Source organism: Pseudomonas sp. NFACC02, assembly GCF_900110765.1.
Taxonomy (GTDB): Bacteria; Pseudomonadota; Gammaproteobacteria; order Pseudomonadales; family Pseudomonadaceae; genus Aquipseudomonas.
Genome location: NZ_FOEO01000017.1, coordinates 68,671 through 85,309 on the forward strand (window position 1 = coordinate 68,671; position 16,639 = coordinate 85,309).

A 16,639-nucleotide genomic window follows, 5' to 3' on the forward strand; every position below is an offset into this window, starting at 1 on the left:
CCTGTAGGAGCGCGCTTGCCCGCGAAGAGGCCAGCCGGTGCACCGTCAATCCTGGATTTATCACCCGATATCCTTCTCGTCCGGTTTCTGCCCGTTTTTTCCCGACGCCTCATCCACTCCGGCCTTGTGACCAGGGTCTTGATCATCGAACAGAATGCTGTGCGCCGGACCGTCAAGGTCATCGTACTGACCGCTGTCCACTGCCCAGAAGAAAACGTAAATCGCCACGGCCACAATCAACAGGGCCACCGGGATCATGATGTAAAGCGCGGGCATTGAACCTCCGAAAGCCATGGCGTGTGGGAACATCGCGCGTTCATGCCGGCAACGGCCGATGGCTACCGGCCAACGCAGGGGTGGGCTGATCGACCTTCATGCGGGTCAGCCGCAGCGCATTGAGCACGACGATCAGCGAACTGGCTGACATACCCGCTGCCGCCCACAGTGGCGTGATCCAGCCCAGCGCGGCGAAGGGCAGCATGAGGCCATTGTAGAGCGCAGCCCACCACAGATTCTGCAGAATGACACGGCGCGTTCGTCGAGCCAGCGTGAACGCCTGAATCAGCGTCTGTAGACGGTTGGACAGCAGCACCGCGTCGGCGGTCGTTTTCGCCAGATCGGTGGCCGAACCCATGGCGACGCTGATGTCGGCGGCGGCCAGGACCGGTACATCGTTGATCCCGTCACCCAGCATCAACACCTTATGCCCCTGGGCCCTGAGCTGTTGCAGGATCTGCAACTTGTCGTTCGGGCGCAGGCTGCTGCGCGCCTCGTCGATGCCCAGTTGTTCGGCCACGCGGGCGACCATCGGCGAGCTGTCGCCAGACAGCAGCACGGTCTTCCAGCCACGCTGTTTGCAGGCGAGGACCAAGACGGCCGCGTCATCGCGCAACCGATCATCCAGCACCAGCCAGGCCAGCACCTGAGTCTCGTCGCCCAGCAGCAGCCATTGGCCGGGCTCATCCGGCATTGTCGGCACGGGGCTGTGACTGAGCGCACAGACAAATTCCGCCTGGCCGATACGCAGTCTCTGCGCACCGACGCGTCCTTCAAGCCCCAGTCCCGGTGCGCTGACGACATCCTCGGCCAGCCGCGGCGTGTTGCCAAACGCCCGCGCGATCGGGTGTTCCGAGCGGCCCTCCAGTGCCGCGGCCAGGCTCAGACAGTCGTCGTTGTCCAGCGATCCCAGACGGTGAATGGTCCTGAGCGTCAAACGGCCTTCGGTCAGCGTGCCGGTCTTGTCGAAGATGACGGTATCGATCTCATTAAGCCCTTCCAGCACATGCCCACGCGTCAACAGCAGTCCGAGGGCATGCAAGGTGCCGGTCGCGGTGGTCAACGCGGTGGGTGTCGCCAGTGACAGCGCGCACGGGCAGGTGGCGACCAGCATGGCCAATACGATCCAGAATGCGCGAGCCGGGTCCTGCTGCCACCACAGCAGGCCGATGCAGGCGGCGAGTATCAACGAAGTCAGCAAGAACCATTGCGCTGCGCGATCAGCCATCTGTGCCAGACGCGGCTTTTCGGACTGAGCACGCTCGAGCAGCCGGACGATGGCCGACAATCGGGTGTCATGCCCGAGCGCGAGCACCTCGACCGTCAGCGCGCTTTCGACGTTTAGCGTGCCCGCCGTTACGGCATCGCCAGGCGCTCGGGCGTGAGGCAGGTATTCTCCGGTAAGCAGCGACTCATCAATGCTCGACTGACCGGCAACGATACGCCCGTCAGCCGGTAACACCGCGCCGGGATGCACCAGTACCTTGTCGTTGAGCTGCAGTTCACTGAGCAAAATCCGCTCGCTCTGACCGTCCTCGTTCAGGCGCAGACACGAAGCGGGCAGCAGGTTGATCAACTGCGCAGTGGCGGCGGCCGTGCGTTCGCGAGCGCGTCGCTCCAGATAGCGTCCGCCCAGCAAGAACAGCGCGAACATGCCTACCGCGTCGAAATACAGTTCGCCCACGCCGGTGATCGCTGTCCAGATGCCTGCCACGTAAGCCAGGCCGATGGCCAGTGACACCGAGACATCCATCGTCAGATGACGCGTGCGCAGGTCTCGAAGCGCGCCCTTGAAAAAGGGCGCGCAGCTGTAAAAGACGATCGGCGTGGTGAGAAACATCGCCACCCAGCGCAGGATGGTATGCATTTCAGGGCTGAGGTCGATGTTGAACTCTGGCCACGTTGCCATCGTCGCCATCATGGCCTGAAACCACAGCAGACCGGCAACCCCCAACTGACGCAGACTGCGGCGGTTGTCCCGAGCCAACTGCTCGCTGGCCTTGTCGGCCTGCCAGGGATGGCCCGCGTAACCGATGCTGCGCAGCTCGCTCAACACCTGGCTGAGCGAAAGGGAAGCGTCTTTCCAGCGCAGGTTGAGACGATGGTTGGACAGGTTCAAGCGTGCATCGACAACGGCAGGCAGGGCGCGCAGATGGCGTTCGATCAACCAGGCACAGGCGGCGCAACTGATGCCTTCGATCATCAGCGTGGTTTCGCTCAGGTCATCGTCGTGACGCACGAAGGGCGCCTGCACGTCGGGCCGGTCGTATAACGCTTGCTCGTCGATCAATTGCGCGGGCAGCGCCTGAGGGTTGGTCGAGGCTTCGCTACGGTGGCTGTAATAGCTTTCAAGTCCGCCGGCGACAATGGCGTGCGCCACGGCCTGACAGCCGGGGCAGCAGAACTCACGAGGTTCGCCGAGGACGATGCCGGTAAAGCGAGCGCCGGACGGAACGGGCAGGGCGCAATGGAAACAAGGCGTTATGGCCACGGATCGCTCTCACGTGCTGCGTCGTAACGATGATCGTGCCGATCGAGCGTCATATTCACTGCTTTTCGGCACCTTGAATCGGCTCGTCGCCCAGAATCAGGTCCTTGTCATGGGTAAGGGTTTCTTCCTCGAACAAACGCCACGTCTGGCTGTTTTCCACCCCCAGCAGCTCGACGAAACGCCGGCCTTCGACGTTGTCGCTCATTTGTCCGACGTAGCGACCGGGCTGGGCAGGGTTGCGCGCGAGGACGATCTTGCGATCCTTTTCCGGTTGGGTCGGCGAAATCAGGTTCAGGACCAGTGTTTCGGGCAGGCTGTTCCCCGTCAGGCGCAAATCCGCTTCGCCGGTGACGTCATCCAGGGTCAGGGTCGCTCGCAGTTTAAGCGTCTGGGCGAGCAGTTCACGGTCCAGCGAGCGGTTGATCCCTTTGCCCGCTTCGTAATAGTTGTCGTTGACCAGGTTGTCGGGGTGGTTGACCGCAATGGTCACCATGGCCAGCGTCAGCGTGACCGAGCAGGCCAGAATACCGATGATGATCCACGGCCAAAGATGCCGGTACCAAGGACTTGAAGCGGTTGCTGCGGTCATGTCTGACATCTCTTAACGAATGTGTGGGCCGATGAATCGGCTCTTGGCTTGAATTTCGGTTCCGCTGTTTTCGATGTCCTTGAGGATGAACGTCACGTCGTTGGTACTCGATGGCAGTTGCTCCGGTGAAACCGACAGCTCGACCGGCTGGGTGAGGATCTCGCCGGCGGCAACCCTGATCTCGCGGCGGCCTTGCAGTTTAAGGTCCGGCAGGCCAGTGGCATCGAGCACGTAGGTGTGATCGACCTGATCCTTGTTCATCACTTTCAGGCTGTAGACGTTCTCGATGCGCCCTTCGGCGTTCTCGCGGTACAGCACGCGGTCTTTGCTGACGTCGAAGCCCACCAGCGAACGCGTGAAAAATGCCCCGGTCAGCGCGCCGATCATCACCACCAGCACCACGGCATACCCGATCAGACGCGGCCGCAGTTTGTGCGTGGTTTGCCCGGACAGATTGTGTTCGGTGGTGTAGCTGATCAGGCCGCGCGGGTAGTTCATCTTGTCCATGATGGTGTCGCAGGCATCGATGCAGGCCGCGCAACCGATGCATTCGATCTGCAGCCCGTCGCGAATGTCGATGCCCGTCGGGCACACCTGCACGCACATCGTGCAATCGATGCAGTCGCCCAGGCCGTGGGCCTTGTAATCCAGATACTTTTTGCGCGGGCCGCGTTTTTCGCCGCGACGCGGGTCATAGGAGACGATCAGGGTGTCCTTGTCGAACATCACGCTTTGGAAGCGCGCGTACGGGCACATGTAAATGCACACCTGTTCGCGCAGCCAGCCAGCGTTGCCATAGGTGGCGAGGGTGAAAAAGCCGATCCAGAAATACGACCAGCCGTCCGCCTGGCCGGTGAAGAGGTCGACCGTGAGTTCACGGATGGGCGAAAAGTACCCGACGAAGGTCAGCCCGGTCACGAATCCGATCAGCAGCCACAGACTATGTTTGGCGAATTTACGCATGAACTTGGTGGCGCTCATTGGCGCCTTGTCGAGCTTCATGCGCTGGTTACGGTCACCCTCGGTGACCTTTTCGCACCACATGAAGATCCACGTCCATACACTCTGCGGGCAGGTGTAACCGCACCAGACGCGACCCGCGAACACGGTGATGAAAAACAGCCCGAAGGCGCTGACGATCAGAATGCCGGACAGCAGGATGAAATCCTGGGGCCAGAACGTCGCGCCGAAAATGTAGAACTTGCGCTCGGGCAGATTCCACCAGACGGCCTGATGACCGCCCCAGTCGAGCCATACCGTGCCGAAATACAACAGAAACAGCACGATCCCGCCGCCGATCCGCAGGTTGCGAAACACCCCGGTAAACGCCCGGGTATAGATTTTCTCCCGCGAGGCATAGAGGTCGACGGTGTCATCGTCTTTTCCGGGCGGTGGCGTGACGTTGTGTACCGGAATCTGGTTACTCATCGCAGCGTGCTCATCGAAAGCGTCCCACGGCAGTGGAAAGGTGCCTCGGTCAGTACATGCCGACCGGGGTCATTGGGTTGTTGTGATGCGGCACAGGATACTCCTGTCACTTTAGTTTGTTTTCACGTGGGGGCAGGGGGATCACCGCCAGCTCCTCCTTGTTTTGCCAGTCGTTGTCAGCGACTTTGCTGACTCTGAGCTGACGTGCATTGCGGTCTATCTCTGCGATCAGGTAGGTGCGCTGTGACGCCGAGCCGCTGAGAAACAGTGGCACCGCCCCGTAGTAATCCGCTTCGTAATAGCGACCCGCGTATTTATGAAGATGCCCTGCGAATACGGCCGTCACCCCAAAGGTCTTGATCATGTTCCTGAAACGCTGCTGATTCTCGGTGCTGGTCTGCCAGCCATCGGGCTTGTGCATGTTCAGCAAAATGGTCAGGTTGTCGGCCCTTGCACGCTTGAGCTGTTCTTCCAGCCAGTCAAGGGAGCCCGTTATCCTGAAGTCATACGTCTTCAACCCTTGGCGCGCGTTGAAACGAGTCTCGTAAGTGGGTTGGTTATTCAACTGGATGAGCAGAACGTCTTCGAACCGCTTGCTGTAGGCGAGGCTGCCGACCCACGTCTGGTTCCAGCGTTTCTCGCTGACGTCCACAGCCATCGTATCGACCTTGTTCTGCATCCGGTCACGCAGGTCGAACAAGCTGTCTCGAGCGCAACCGTTGTTGGCACAGTTGCCAATGTTGTTCTGGTAGTCATGATTGCCCAGACCGAAGTAATAATCACCGCTCAGATGAGCGTCCAGCGTGCGGTACAGATAATCGCGTTGCCAGCCGTGGCCATAGGCGGTCATGTCACCGTTGATCATCACGGGCACAGGCTGCTCGGGGTGGGCCTTGCGGAAATCGGCAATGCTCTTGTATTGCGCTTCAATCAATTCGCTCGACAGTTTGCGGTTGTCACTGGCGAGGATGTCTTCGTCATCATCGCTGTAAGGGGTCCAGGGGTATTGAGGGTCCGAGGCAAACACCAGCCAGGAAGGTGCTGCGTAGGTGTTCAGGCTGGCGAGCAAAAGGCTTAGTGCGCCCAGTAATCGTGTCCATGTATTCATGTTCTTGTCCGTCCTTGTGAATGCAAACGCCAATCGCGCTTCTGCGCCTTGTACGTAGAGCCTAAGGACGTAACCACAAAGTCATGCGTTATTTAATGCTTGAATGTGCCTGGTGGATCCCTGAAGTGTAAGTGTGAGTGACAGGGAAACCGCGCGGATCCTCGCCGGTGTGCACAGACGAGGACCTGCGTCGGACCATGGCCTACTGCGCCTCGGCGGGTTTGTCTCCGTGGGAAAGGCTGTAAACGTAGGCCGCCAGCAGATGCACTTTGTCGTTGCCTTGCAGCAGTTCCTGCGCGGGCATCTGGCCTTGGCGACCGTAACGGATCGTCTGCTGCAACTGCGCGAAGCTGGAGCCGTAAATGAACGCAGCCGGATGGGTCAGGTTTGGCGCGCCCATGGCGGGTGTCCCTTTGCCCTCTGGACCGTGGCAGGCCACACAGTTGGCGGCGAATATTTTTTGACCGGCAACCGGATCGGCCTTGGCATCTTCCGGCAGCTTGCGCCCGTACAACTGGGTCAACACGAATGCCGACACGTCCCGTACGCCTTGATCGCCCACCACCTCACCCCACGCGGGCATCACGGCGTGACGACCGCCCATGATGGTGGTCTTGATGGTCTGCGGGTCTCCCCCCCAGCGCCAGTCGGCGTCGGTCAGATTGGGGAAACCGTAGGCGCCTTTTGCGTCGGACCCATGACACACCGAGCAGTTGGAGGCGAACAGGCGACCGCCCATTTTCAGCGCCTGCGGGTCCTTGGCAACGTCCTCGATCGGCATCGCTGCGAACTTGGCGAAGATCGGCCCGAACCGGGCGTCGGAGCGCGCCATCTCCTTCTCCCACTCGTGTACGCCGGTCCAGCCGACCTGACCGTCGGAGAAGGCGATCTTCTTGTCGGTATCGGCGTACTCGTATCCCGGCAGCAGGCCTTTCCAGTTGCCAAGGCCGGGATACAGCACCAGATAGCCCAGGGCGAAGATGATCGTGGCGACGAACAGCATGAACCACCACTTGGGCAGCGGGTTGTCGTACTCCTCGATGCCGTCGAACGAGTGACCGACGGTTTCGTCAGTGGTGTCGGCGCGTTGGCCCTTGCGGGTCGCCAGTAGCAGCCAGGTCAGGCAAAAAATCGTCCCCAGCGACAGCACCGTAACGTACAGGCTCCAAAACGTAGTCATTCTTTGTTGCTCCTGGAAGCTTTTGCTTGCTCGAGGTGCTTGATGGCCTCGGGGTCGTCGGCAAAGGGCAGCAGGGTGGCGTCGTCGAATTCAGCTTTGCGCCGCGGGCTGAACACCCACAGCGCCAGACCGATGAAGGCCACCATCACGACCACGGTGCCCAGGCCTCGAATCATTCCGATATCCATAGCGATCACCGTTTGCTCTTGATGAGGGTGCCCAGGCCCTGAAGGTAGGCCACCAGGGCGTCCATCTCGGTTTTTCCTTTCACGGCGGCGCCCGCACCGGCGATGTCTTCGTCGGTGTAGGGCACACCGAGGCTGCGCAGGACTTCCATCTTGTGGCCGGTCAGCTTGCCGTCGAGCTTGTTTTCCACCAGGAACGGATAGGCCGGCATGATGGATTCCGGCACCACGTTGCGCGGGTTGTACAGGTGGGCGCGATGCCAGTCATCGGAGTAGCGGCCGCCCACACGGGCCAGGTCAGGGCCGGTGCGCTTGGAGCCCCACAGGAACGGGTGATCCCAGACGCTCTCGCCGGCCACCGAGTAATGCCCGTAGCGTTCGGTTTCGGCGCGGAACGGACGGATCATCTGTGAGTGGCAACCGACGCAACCGTTGGCGATGAACACGTCGCGACCTTCCAGCTCCAGGGCGGGACGCGGTTTCATGCCTTCGACCGGTTTATTGGTGACGTCCTGAAAGAACAGCGGAACGATCTGCGTCAGACCACCGATGGCAACGGCGATGACCATGAAGATCGACAGCAGGCCGATGTTCTTCTCGAGCATTTCATGTTTGATCATCAGTGGGCTCCCACGACAGCGATCCGGGCGGCCTCGTCGGCCTCTTCGGTATTCGAGGCGTACACGGTGCGGAACACGTTGTAGGCCATGAACAGCATGCCGCTGGCGAAAAATGCTCCGCCGAGGGCGCGCACGATGTAACCCGGATGACTGGCTTGCAGGGCTTCGACAAAGGAGTACGTGAGCGTGCCGTCATCGTTGATCGCACGCCACATCAGGCCCTGGGTAATACCGTTGACCCACATTGAGGCGATGTACAGCACGGTGCCGATGGTCGCGAGCCAGAAGTGCGTGTTGATCAGGCCGATGCTGTGCATCTGCGGACGGCCGTAGAGCCGCGGGATCATGTGATAGACCGCTCCGATGGAAATCATCGCCACCCAACCGAGGGCCCCGGCGTGTACGTGACCGATGGTCCAGTCGGTGTAGTGCGAGAGCGAGTTGACGGTCTTGATCGCCATCATCGGGCCTTCGAAGGTCGACATGCCGTAGAACGCCAGCGAGACGACGAGGAAGCGCAGGATCGGATCGGTGCGCAATTTATGCCACGCGCCGGAGAGCGTCATCATGCCGTTGATCATGCCGCCCCAGCTGGGCGCGAGCAGGATGATCGACATCACCATGCCCAGTGACTGTGCCCAGTCGGGCAGGGCGGTGTAGTGCAGATGGTGCGGCCCGGCCCAGATGTACAGCGTGATCAGCGCCCAGAAGTGAACGATCGACAGGCGATACGAGTAGATCGGGCGCTCGGCCTGTTTCGGTACGAAGTAGTACATCATCCCGAGAAAGCCGGTGGTCAGGAAAAAGCCCACCGCGTTGTGGCCATACCACCACTGAATCATGGCGTCGGTCGCACCGGAATACGCCGAGTACGACTTGAACAGGCTCACCGGCAGCGAAATATGGTTGACGATGTGCAGCATCGCCGTGACCACGATGAACGCACCGTAGAACCAGTTACCGACGTAGATGTGCTTGGTCTTGCGCTTGACGATGGTGCCGAAGAACACCGCCCCGTAGGTCACCCAGACGACGGCCAGCAGAATTGCGATCGGCCATTCCAGCTCGGCGTATTCCTTGGTTGTGGTGTAGCCCATGGGGAGTGTGACGAGGGCGCCGACGATCACCGCCTGCCAGCCCCAGAAATGGAAGGCTGCCATGCCGTCGGAGATCAGCCGTGTCTGGCAGGTTCGCTGCACGACGTAATAGGAGGTGGCGAACAGCGCGCACCCGCCGAAGGCAAAGATCACCAGGTTGGTGTGCAGCGGGCGCAGGCGTCCGAACGTGGTCCAGGGAAGGCCGAAGTTCAGGTCAGGCCACACAAGTTGTGAGGCGATGAAGACACCAAGCCCCATGCCAAGGATCCCCCAGACCACCGTCATGATGGCGAACTGGCGAACGACCTTATAGTTATAAGCAGTCGGACTGATTGCTGTGCTCATTCTAAGGTTCCACGGTTTGGGTGTTTTATTAGTGTGGTAACAGCCGCAACATCGAATTAAGCGTAGACCGTTTGCCGCGCAACGAGCGCGTGACACGGGTCAGAGAAACGACAGATGCGGTTTTTGGCAACCCTCCGCGCAACGAGGCGCAGGATTGAGTTGCCCGAGTGGGCCGTCAGGACGGGGGAACAGGACGAGTGAGGCAGCGCGCGTGAGTGCCGAAAACTGGATACAACCCTGCGGGTGACGAACAGATCGAAGCTGTCTGTCTGCAAGAGGGAAGGAGGGTCGAGCACAATCCTTTCACTGGGCCTGTGGCCAGCTGTCGCCGGACCACCATGACGGCAAGCTTAGACGTGAATGGCCGGCGATGGAAGCCGTAAAAACAACTGCGACACTTGGCCGCGCGGGATTGCCGAGGCACCGCGCCCGACTTCAGGGCGCGGCGCACGACGGTTTCAGAAGATAGCTGAAACGTTCCTCCGCCTGATCTCCCTGTCCTTTGGTGGAGGGTTTCTACGTCTAAAGTTGTATACAAAAGCCGTCAACTATTGCACTTTTAACCGCCCAAAAATTTGGCCCGAGCTGGCAGAAAATGTCGGCGATCGTTGCGGTTGATCGACCAGAACCGGACAAAAGGCTATGCCGGCAATGAAACCGCCCGGTTGTGTGTGGTTTGGGGCGCTCAGCGTGTCGGTGCTTTTATCCGAAGTGCCACGTCAGGGTAAAGACGGAAAGCTGAACCGTGGCTGTCTTGGGCGGGTATCTTCACGTCCCGTTCCGGGAACAGGGCACTCTGCGTGACGGAATTCGGGTTCGCCTGCGTCTTCGGCATAATGCGCAGCGCAACCATCCAGGGTAAGAGGTAAGCATGACTAAAAGACACGTGACGAGTACGGACGTCGATCGATGTGCACAACTGGCGCACGCCCATGGATGGCTGTGGAATGCGCCAGCTCCGGCGAAGAACGGGCATACCGCGATCCTGATCCTCGCTCATGGTGCAGGCGCGCCCATGGACAGCGAATTCATGAATGACATGGCCGAGCGTCTCGCGGACCTGGCCATTGGCGTGCTGCGGTTCGAGTTTCCCTATATGGCACAGCGCCGTATTGACGGCAGCAGGCGTCCACCCAATCCACAACCCAGGTTGCTTGACTGCTGGCATGAGGTGTACGCCGCCGTGCGTGCTGCCGTCTCTGGGCGTCTGGCAATAGGGGGCAAGTCGATGGGCGGGCGCATGGCAAGCCTGATTGCCGATGACGTCAGCGCCGATGCGTTGGTCTGCCTGGGGTATCCGTTCTACGCCGCAGGAAAACCGGAAAAACCGCGTGTCGCGCACCTGGCGGAGCTGAAGACGCCGACCTTGATCCTCCAGGGCGAGCGCGACGCTCTGGGCAATCGTGAAACCGTGGAAACCTACACCCTTTCGCACCAGATCGACATCCACTGGGTGCCCACCGCCAATCATGATCTGAAGCCGTTGAAAGCAGCGGGCGTGAGTTATGCAACGTGCTTGCAGGCGTCTGCGGAGCGAATCGCAAGCTTTCTATCTAAATGAAGCAGAGGCCACGCGCTCGTGGGGGCACACCAGGTCGAACATGCCTTCGGACACGCTGAAGTCGATCCATGGCATGGCGAACTCGAACGTACCCCTCAGGCGTCCCGTCTCTTGATTGCACTCCAGCAACGTGACGCTACCCTGCTGAAAATCCCGTGAATGATAAATCCGCGCCATCTGCGCTGGCGTAAGGTGATAGATGGCGGTGATGCGCTCATCCGTTACCAGGTTGTAGGTGCCCGGTTGCAGCGTTTGATCGATAAACAGACCCAGCACCGTGCGTCGACGGGCGACCTGGCCGACCGCATGGATTTTCCAGATCGCGTGCGTTCGCGCACCGGTCAGTTCCGGGCGCAGGCACGACAGCCCGCTCACGTTGCTGGCCAAAAACGGCCTGTTGTTCACCGATGCGTAAAAGCGCGGCGTTGCACGCTGTCCCGACGGTGCGCAGGCGATGAAACCCTTCATGAATAGATACTCCTTGTCCCTCGACATTCATCACGGCGACGCGCTGTCAGCCGGAGGCCGGGCAGGTCGGTTGCTGACTGAAAACCGGGGACTTCAGTGGAAAGTCCCCGGTCACAACGGGTCATTCAGTGGTGCCGAAACTCAGCGCAGCCCTACGGCCGGCAGGTGGCTGTAGGTGTAAGCGTCGATTTCCCGCCCGGTGTGCGGGTTTTTCACGTAGTACGTCTTGCCGAACGGCGTGATCGGTTTCGCCACCGTGGATGACCAGTGATCGAGCTTGTCCAGGGGCCAGCGTGAGTTGTACGCCGCGTGGATTTCTCTCAATTCCTGAATGCTCGGCAGACGAACATGCTGGCTGGCGGCCGCTGCGTTCACCTCATCGAACTTACCCTTGGGCAGCGAAACGCACTGAATCACACCACTGACCGTAATCGGGTAGGACAGCGAGGCGCCGGTAGCATCCGTGACACTGATGGTTGCCTTCCCGTTGCCGCGAGACCACACCACGCCGTCCCCCTGGACCTGCGCGATCGCGGGATTGCTGGAGCTGTAGGTGTAGGGTCTGACCCCTTCTTTAGCCACGCGCTGCGCGGAGTTGTCGGGCATCCACTTGTGGGTGACGTCCGGGCGGGAGGTCAGCACGTAGGTTTTGCCGGAGAGCGTCAACGGGCTGGTGTTGAACGTCAGCGTACTGAGCACCGACAATTTGAGCTTCAGCGATTCGCGGATGGCGCCCGCGCGAGTGACCTGGTACGTCACCGACGCCCTGGCGTTCTGTGTCGCCAGAATCAGCGCCTTCGGTACATTGAACACCAGGCCGGTACTGCCACTGGCCGTCTGTTCCGGCGTCTCGTACCGCGAAGCACCTACCCAGATCACCTTTACCATGTCGCCGCTCGACAGGTCGTCAAAGTCAACACGAACGGTCGCTCCCGTTTCAGCGATAAGCCCCGGCTTGACCACGCCATCCGGCCCCACGGTGTCCATCGTCGGCGCAGGCAGCTCGCGCAGCGTCGTCTTGACCTGCACTGAAAACACCTCGGACGTCTGCACCGTCCCGTTGGCGCGGGTGACGGAGTAATTCACCGAAACGCGCTCACCTTCATTGACATTGACCAGCGCGCTGGAAAACACCACCGACAACGCCTTGCCAGCATTGTCTGGGGCGACGACCTTTTCTTTTTCGTCACTGCCTTTGGCACCTTTCCAGCTCACCTTCACCTGATCGCCGACGCGCAGATTGGCAGAACTGCCGATGACGACGGTTGCACCGTTGAGGGTATCGGCCGGGTCGAGGGTGTCGTTGTCGGCTTCGAGGATGGTGGGGAGGGGGAGGGGCATATCGCGGTCGTCGCTAACCCGCAGCATCAACGATGTGGATTTGAAAAACGCCCGATTGAAGGTATTGACGGTGTAGTAGACCTCGACCGAGCCGCCCGCCAGCAGGCCGACCTTGTCATCCGGGATAGAGAAGTCGACCTGACTGCCGACGTCACCGCTCGCAATGGTTTTCAGTTCATCGTGCATGACGTTGGCACCGCTCTGCGTCTTGCCCATCCAGAACAAGTGCACGTCATTGCCTTCGGACATGAAGTAGTACGCAGGCACAATGGCGATGACGTTGCGCGACGCAGGATCCAGGACACCCTCGTTCTGTTCGGCCGCCGGCACGCGGGGAAGCGCAAGCTCCATGGGGCTGCCAACAATATTGAGTGTCAGACTCTTGGAGCGAAGCGCATTTCCGGCTTGCTGATAGACGCGATACTGCAAACGCGCGCGGCCCTGAGCAATCGGCTGAAATTGCGCGTTCGGCACCTTGAACTCGTAAAAGCTGCTTTGCGAGGTGATGGTTTGACTGGCCATGTAAGGTTCCAGTGGCTCGCCTTCGGGCGTATTGCGCTCCACCGTAAGCACCAATTCGTCTCCGCGCTGGATGTCTGGATGGGCGATCACCAGCACCTGAACATCGGCCTGCGACAGCCGATCAAGGTCGAGCTCCATATCAGGCGCTTGCGGCGTAACCGGCGCGGGCAGGCTCGACTCGCCTGCTTCCACTTCCAGATAGACCGGTAGTGACCAGCGCGACCAGTTATTCACGATGTCGCGAATCTCGTAGCGCACTTCCAGCCTGTCCGAATCACCGGCTTGATCGATGATTTCCTTGCTGACCGGGATGATCACCGGCTGACCGACTTGCGAGTCGTCTGCAATTTCGGCCCGGATCAGTTCGCCGTGCCACGAGAGGGTAATCGTGTCGCCGACAGCCATATTCATGTACGGCGCGATTTCGACAGAGACGCCTTCAGGCGAAGTGATCACGCCTTCAGGGGATACCTTGGGCTTGGCGAGCCGCTCGTTTTCGTAGGGGGTGGCGGGGTTGGTGTCGGTGCCGCCCGGGAGGGTGAGTTTGACCGGAATGGTCGCTGGAAAGGATTGATTTTTCTGACCGCCAATGGGGTTAGTGACTTCGTACAAGAGGGTAATCGAGTCTTGACGAATAAACTTCTGATCGAGCGGGAGAACGACGAAGTTATAACTGTCGGGCGTCAGGTCTTCGCGTTTTACGGTGTAATTGATGACCAGTTGATCGTCGCAGTAGAGGTCAATGACATCGCCTTCACCGATGTCCAGATAAGGACCAACACGCACTGAGAGTGGAACCTGCGGATCCAGGGTATCCGCATAACCGATGCCGCTCGGATCGTGCAGGTTCTGCATCGCCGGCGGTGCTAATAAAGCTCTAGTTGCAATCTTCATTATTCTGTCTTCCTTGTTTTGGTGTTTTGGTTGGCGAGCCCGGAGGCTCGCCGGTCTGCCGGCTCAGCAGTTCTCGCCTGGAAGGGGCATGGTGATGAACACTTGAGTGGTGAGCGAGTTGACCATCACGCCGCCAGGGCCCTCTACGCGGTAGTAAGCTTCGCCGAGACCTTTACAGATCAGTCTCAGTTGCTGGTCTGAAACCCGGAAGGTGAAGCCTTCGTCCTGCTCTGTGGCGTCGAGCACGTGGGTAAACTCGATGCTGGCGCCCGGTACAGGCGTATCGCCGTTGGCTCTGTTGTACCCGTGAAAGACCACGCTGATGCGCGGATACTTGTCCGCATTGACGTAAGGCGCGATGAAGATCGGCGTGCCGTCAGGGCTGTTAACCGGGCTGATTGCGTTGAATTCGTTGGCATTGGGGAATACCGGGCCGTCAAGGCCATCTGGCCCACCCGGCAGATCGCCTTCGGAACTGACCACCACCGTTTGCGCGCCTGACTTGGAGGTATTCGGGTTGCCAGCGTGGGTTACGGTGTAATACACCTTGATCGAATCTCCCGTCCCTTCGGCAGTCAGCAATGCGTTAGGAACACTCAGCACCAGATCGCGACCGATGTCGGGCGAGCGCAAGGTGTAAACGGCCGGTGTGCGTTGCGACCCCCAGTACAGGCTAAAGGTGTCGCCGATGGCAAATTCGTCTTTCCAGCCAATGAGGGCTTCGGCATCCAGCAGGAAGTCATCCTTGTCGATGACGTTGTCCTGATTGTCGGGGTTATTGCTGGTGCCGCGGATGATCGGCAGGGCCAACGCTTCGTTTTCAGGGGTTTCCGGATCTGGATCTACCGGCCCGGGCAAAGTCAGGTTCACGGTCACAGGCAGCGACAGCGATACGCCCACGAGCACATCGTTGCGGCGAACTTCATATTGCAACTCGACGTTGCCTTCGCCAGCTTGGGCGATCAGTGCGTAGGGCACGTTAAGGGTAAACACCGGATCCGAGGTTTCATCGCCTGCCTGCAAAGGCACTGCCGGGAGCGTGGCGCTGCCCCAATGCAATGTGATCTGGTCGCCAACTTGAGGATTCGGGTATTGCGGAATATCCACCGCCACCTTGGCGCGAGCGTCGGCGTCATCGATCAGCCCATCGTCAGCCTGTGCACATACAGGTGCGGGGTAGTCTTTCGGGATTTCTGTCAGAAACAGCTGGAAGCTTTGCTCAAGCGACTTGATCGAAGGATTTCCCGCACGGTCGGTCACGATGTAGGTAACAGGCTCCCGGACATCGCCGAGGTTTTCGAGAAACGCTCGCGTGAAGTCGATCATCACACGGTCCTGGGTTACCTCTGACGGGGTGACGGTGTGCCGTGGGCCTGCAACGCTGCCCCAGAAGGTCTCAATCCTGTCGCCCCACGCCATCCCTGCATAGCCCGGGACCTTGGCGGTGAGTACATCACCCATGGCGGTCAGTTCGTCCGAGGTCAGCGTGCCGTCCTGGGTCTCAGGCGGGAAGACCATGGCGGCCAGCAGGCCAGCGCCTGGCGCGGTGAGGTCGACGATCAGCGGGATTTCTGGGGACGGTGCAGTCTGTCCACCCCTTTCGTCCTTGGCTTCGTATCCGACGGCGTATTCGCCTTCGATTTCCAGCAGACTTGCGGGGATTTCCAGGGTCAATGGGTCGCCCGGGATTTCGTCGCTGAGGTATTTTTTCTCACCGACAGGTTGGCCGTTCCAGAGGAGCCGATAAGAGTCGCCAGGTTCGAATACTCCCCATGCCACCAGGTTCATGATGATCGGCTGCAGCAGATCCTCTCGGGTCAGTAGTCCGTCGACAGGGTCGGCGACGGGAACGCTCGGTTGCGGCAACGCTCTTTTTTTGCCGTGCCGAGTAACCAATGATTGATGATTTAAATTACACATTGTGCTTCTCCATTAAAAGGCAGTCGGGTTCCTTGATTGAAAAGGTCGCCGAGTTTTTATTAAGTTAACAGGCCATGGTGCGCCCGTGGGTGTTGCAATTAAGATAATCCGCGTACGTTTAAATAGGCTTTTATATACGGGATGCCGCTCAACTAATCGTAGTGGGTGTGGCTTGTCAATAGACATGTGGTAGGTGTTTATATTTTAGCGGGGTATAGATTGCTAAGTATTTCAATCGGGTTGACTGGCTGTTTGGATCTTATGTTGGATGATGCAGGATTTGGTTTTTATTGTTATTCGTTCTCACAGGTTCGTGTGTTTTCCAGCATATTGACGCTTCGTTAACAGCAAGCCTCATGTACGCGTGAAAAAACGCGCGGTATGCGAGTGCCACTTTTTAACTAATAGCGGTTTCTCGGGTTTGTCAATGGAGGGTGCTATGTCTCGGGAAGTGAAGCGACGATCTTGCGAGTTGTCGTGCTTTATTCGCTCATGATCGGGTTCGCTGTTTTAGCTAATTGCCCTAAATTAATCAGGCATTGTTCATTTTCTCCTCTCCTTTCGGCGCTATAACTGAATCCAGCCTAGGTTGAAATGGGCTTGTGCCAACCATG

General features: G+C 59.4%; 13 protein-coding genes. 1 reads left to right on the forward strand and 12 read right to left on the reverse strand.

What is annotated here, in order from left to right; all coding sequences use genetic code 11:
- Positions 1-60: 60 nt before the first annotated feature.
- From ccoS to ccoN, 9 genes are all read right to left on the reverse strand, one after another.
- Positions 61-276, reverse strand: coding sequence for a cbb3-type cytochrome oxidase assembly protein CcoS (ccoS, locus tag BMY73_RS15640; protein WP_062385979.1), 216 nt, complete (start codon positions 274-276; stop codon positions 61-63).
- Positions 277-316: 40 nt separating this feature from the next.
- Positions 317-2,767 (reverse strand): heavy metal translocating P-type ATPase, encoded by a 2,451-nt coding sequence (locus tag BMY73_RS15645; protein WP_092408206.1) that lies wholly within the window; start codon positions 2,765-2,767, stop codon positions 317-319.
- Positions 2,768-2,822: 55 nt separating this feature from the next.
- Positions 2,823-3,356 carry a FixH family protein gene (locus BMY73_RS15650; protein ID WP_092408208.1) on the reverse strand — a complete coding sequence of 178 codons (534 nt, stop codon included), beginning with the start codon at positions 3,354-3,356 and terminating at the stop codon, positions 2,823-2,825.
- Positions 3,357-3,368: 12 nt separating this feature from the next.
- Positions 3,369-4,784: a cytochrome c oxidase accessory protein CcoG gene (ccoG, locus tag BMY73_RS15655; protein ID WP_092408210.1), complete on the reverse strand. Its 1,416-nt coding sequence runs from the start codon at positions 4,782-4,784 to the stop codon at positions 3,369-3,371.
- Positions 4,785-4,890: 106 nt separating this feature from the next.
- Complete coding sequence (locus BMY73_RS15660; protein ID WP_092408212.1) at positions 4,891-5,892, reverse strand: metallophosphoesterase family protein; 1,002 nt, start codon at positions 5,890-5,892, stop codon at positions 4,891-4,893.
- Positions 5,893-6,094: 202 nt separating this feature from the next.
- Positions 6,095-7,072 (reverse strand): cytochrome-c oxidase, cbb3-type subunit III, encoded by a 978-nt coding sequence (gene ccoP / locus BMY73_RS15665; RefSeq protein ID WP_062385662.1) that lies wholly within the window; start codon positions 7,070-7,072, stop codon positions 6,095-6,097.
- Positions 7,069-7,260, reverse strand: a complete 192-nt coding sequence (locus tag BMY73_RS15670; protein ID WP_062385661.1) for a CcoQ/FixQ family Cbb3-type cytochrome c oxidase assembly chaperone — start codon at positions 7,258-7,260, stop codon at positions 7,069-7,071. The genes ccoP and BMY73_RS15670 overlap by 4 nt, the downstream gene beginning before the upstream one ends.
- A gap of 5 nt (positions 7,261-7,265) precedes the next feature.
- The gene (ccoO, locus tag BMY73_RS15675; protein WP_092408213.1) at positions 7,266-7,877 is read right to left on the reverse strand and encodes a cytochrome-c oxidase, cbb3-type subunit II; all 612 of its coding nucleotides are present in this window, start codon (positions 7,875-7,877) and stop codon (positions 7,266-7,268) included.
- Entirely contained in the window at positions 7,877-9,319 is a 1,443-nt protein-coding gene (gene ccoN / locus BMY73_RS15680; protein WP_062385659.1) for a cytochrome-c oxidase, cbb3-type subunit I, read from the reverse strand. The genes ccoO and ccoN overlap by 1 nt, the downstream gene beginning before the upstream one ends.
- An 871-nt stretch (positions 9,320-10,190) precedes the next feature.
- Between ccoN and BMY73_RS15685 the strand changes: the two genes are divergently transcribed.
- Positions 10,191-10,880 carry an alpha/beta family hydrolase gene (locus tag BMY73_RS15685; RefSeq protein ID WP_092408215.1) on the forward strand — a complete coding sequence of 230 codons (690 nt, stop codon included), beginning with the start codon at positions 10,191-10,193 and terminating at the stop codon, positions 10,878-10,880.
- Here the strand turns inward: BMY73_RS15685 and BMY73_RS15690 are convergent.
- The 3 genes from BMY73_RS15690 to BMY73_RS15700 all read right to left on the reverse strand — a co-directional run bounded on the left by BMY73_RS15690 (position 10,869) and on the right by BMY73_RS15700 (position 16,025).
- Complete coding sequence (locus BMY73_RS15690; protein WP_092408217.1) at positions 10,869-11,348, reverse strand: hypothetical protein; 480 nt, start codon at positions 11,346-11,348, stop codon at positions 10,869-10,871. The genes BMY73_RS15685 and BMY73_RS15690 overlap by 12 nt on opposite strands.
- A 141-nt stretch (positions 11,349-11,489) precedes the next feature.
- Positions 11,490-14,105, reverse strand: a complete 2,616-nt coding sequence (locus BMY73_RS15695; RefSeq protein WP_139214236.1) for a hypothetical protein — start codon at positions 14,103-14,105, stop codon at positions 11,490-11,492.
- Between the two features lie 63 nt (positions 14,106-14,168).
- Positions 14,169-16,025 carry a hypothetical protein gene (locus BMY73_RS15700; protein WP_139214237.1) on the reverse strand — a complete coding sequence of 619 codons (1,857 nt, stop codon included), beginning with the start codon at positions 16,023-16,025 and terminating at the stop codon, positions 14,169-14,171.
- Positions 16,026-16,639: the final 614 nt, after the last annotated feature.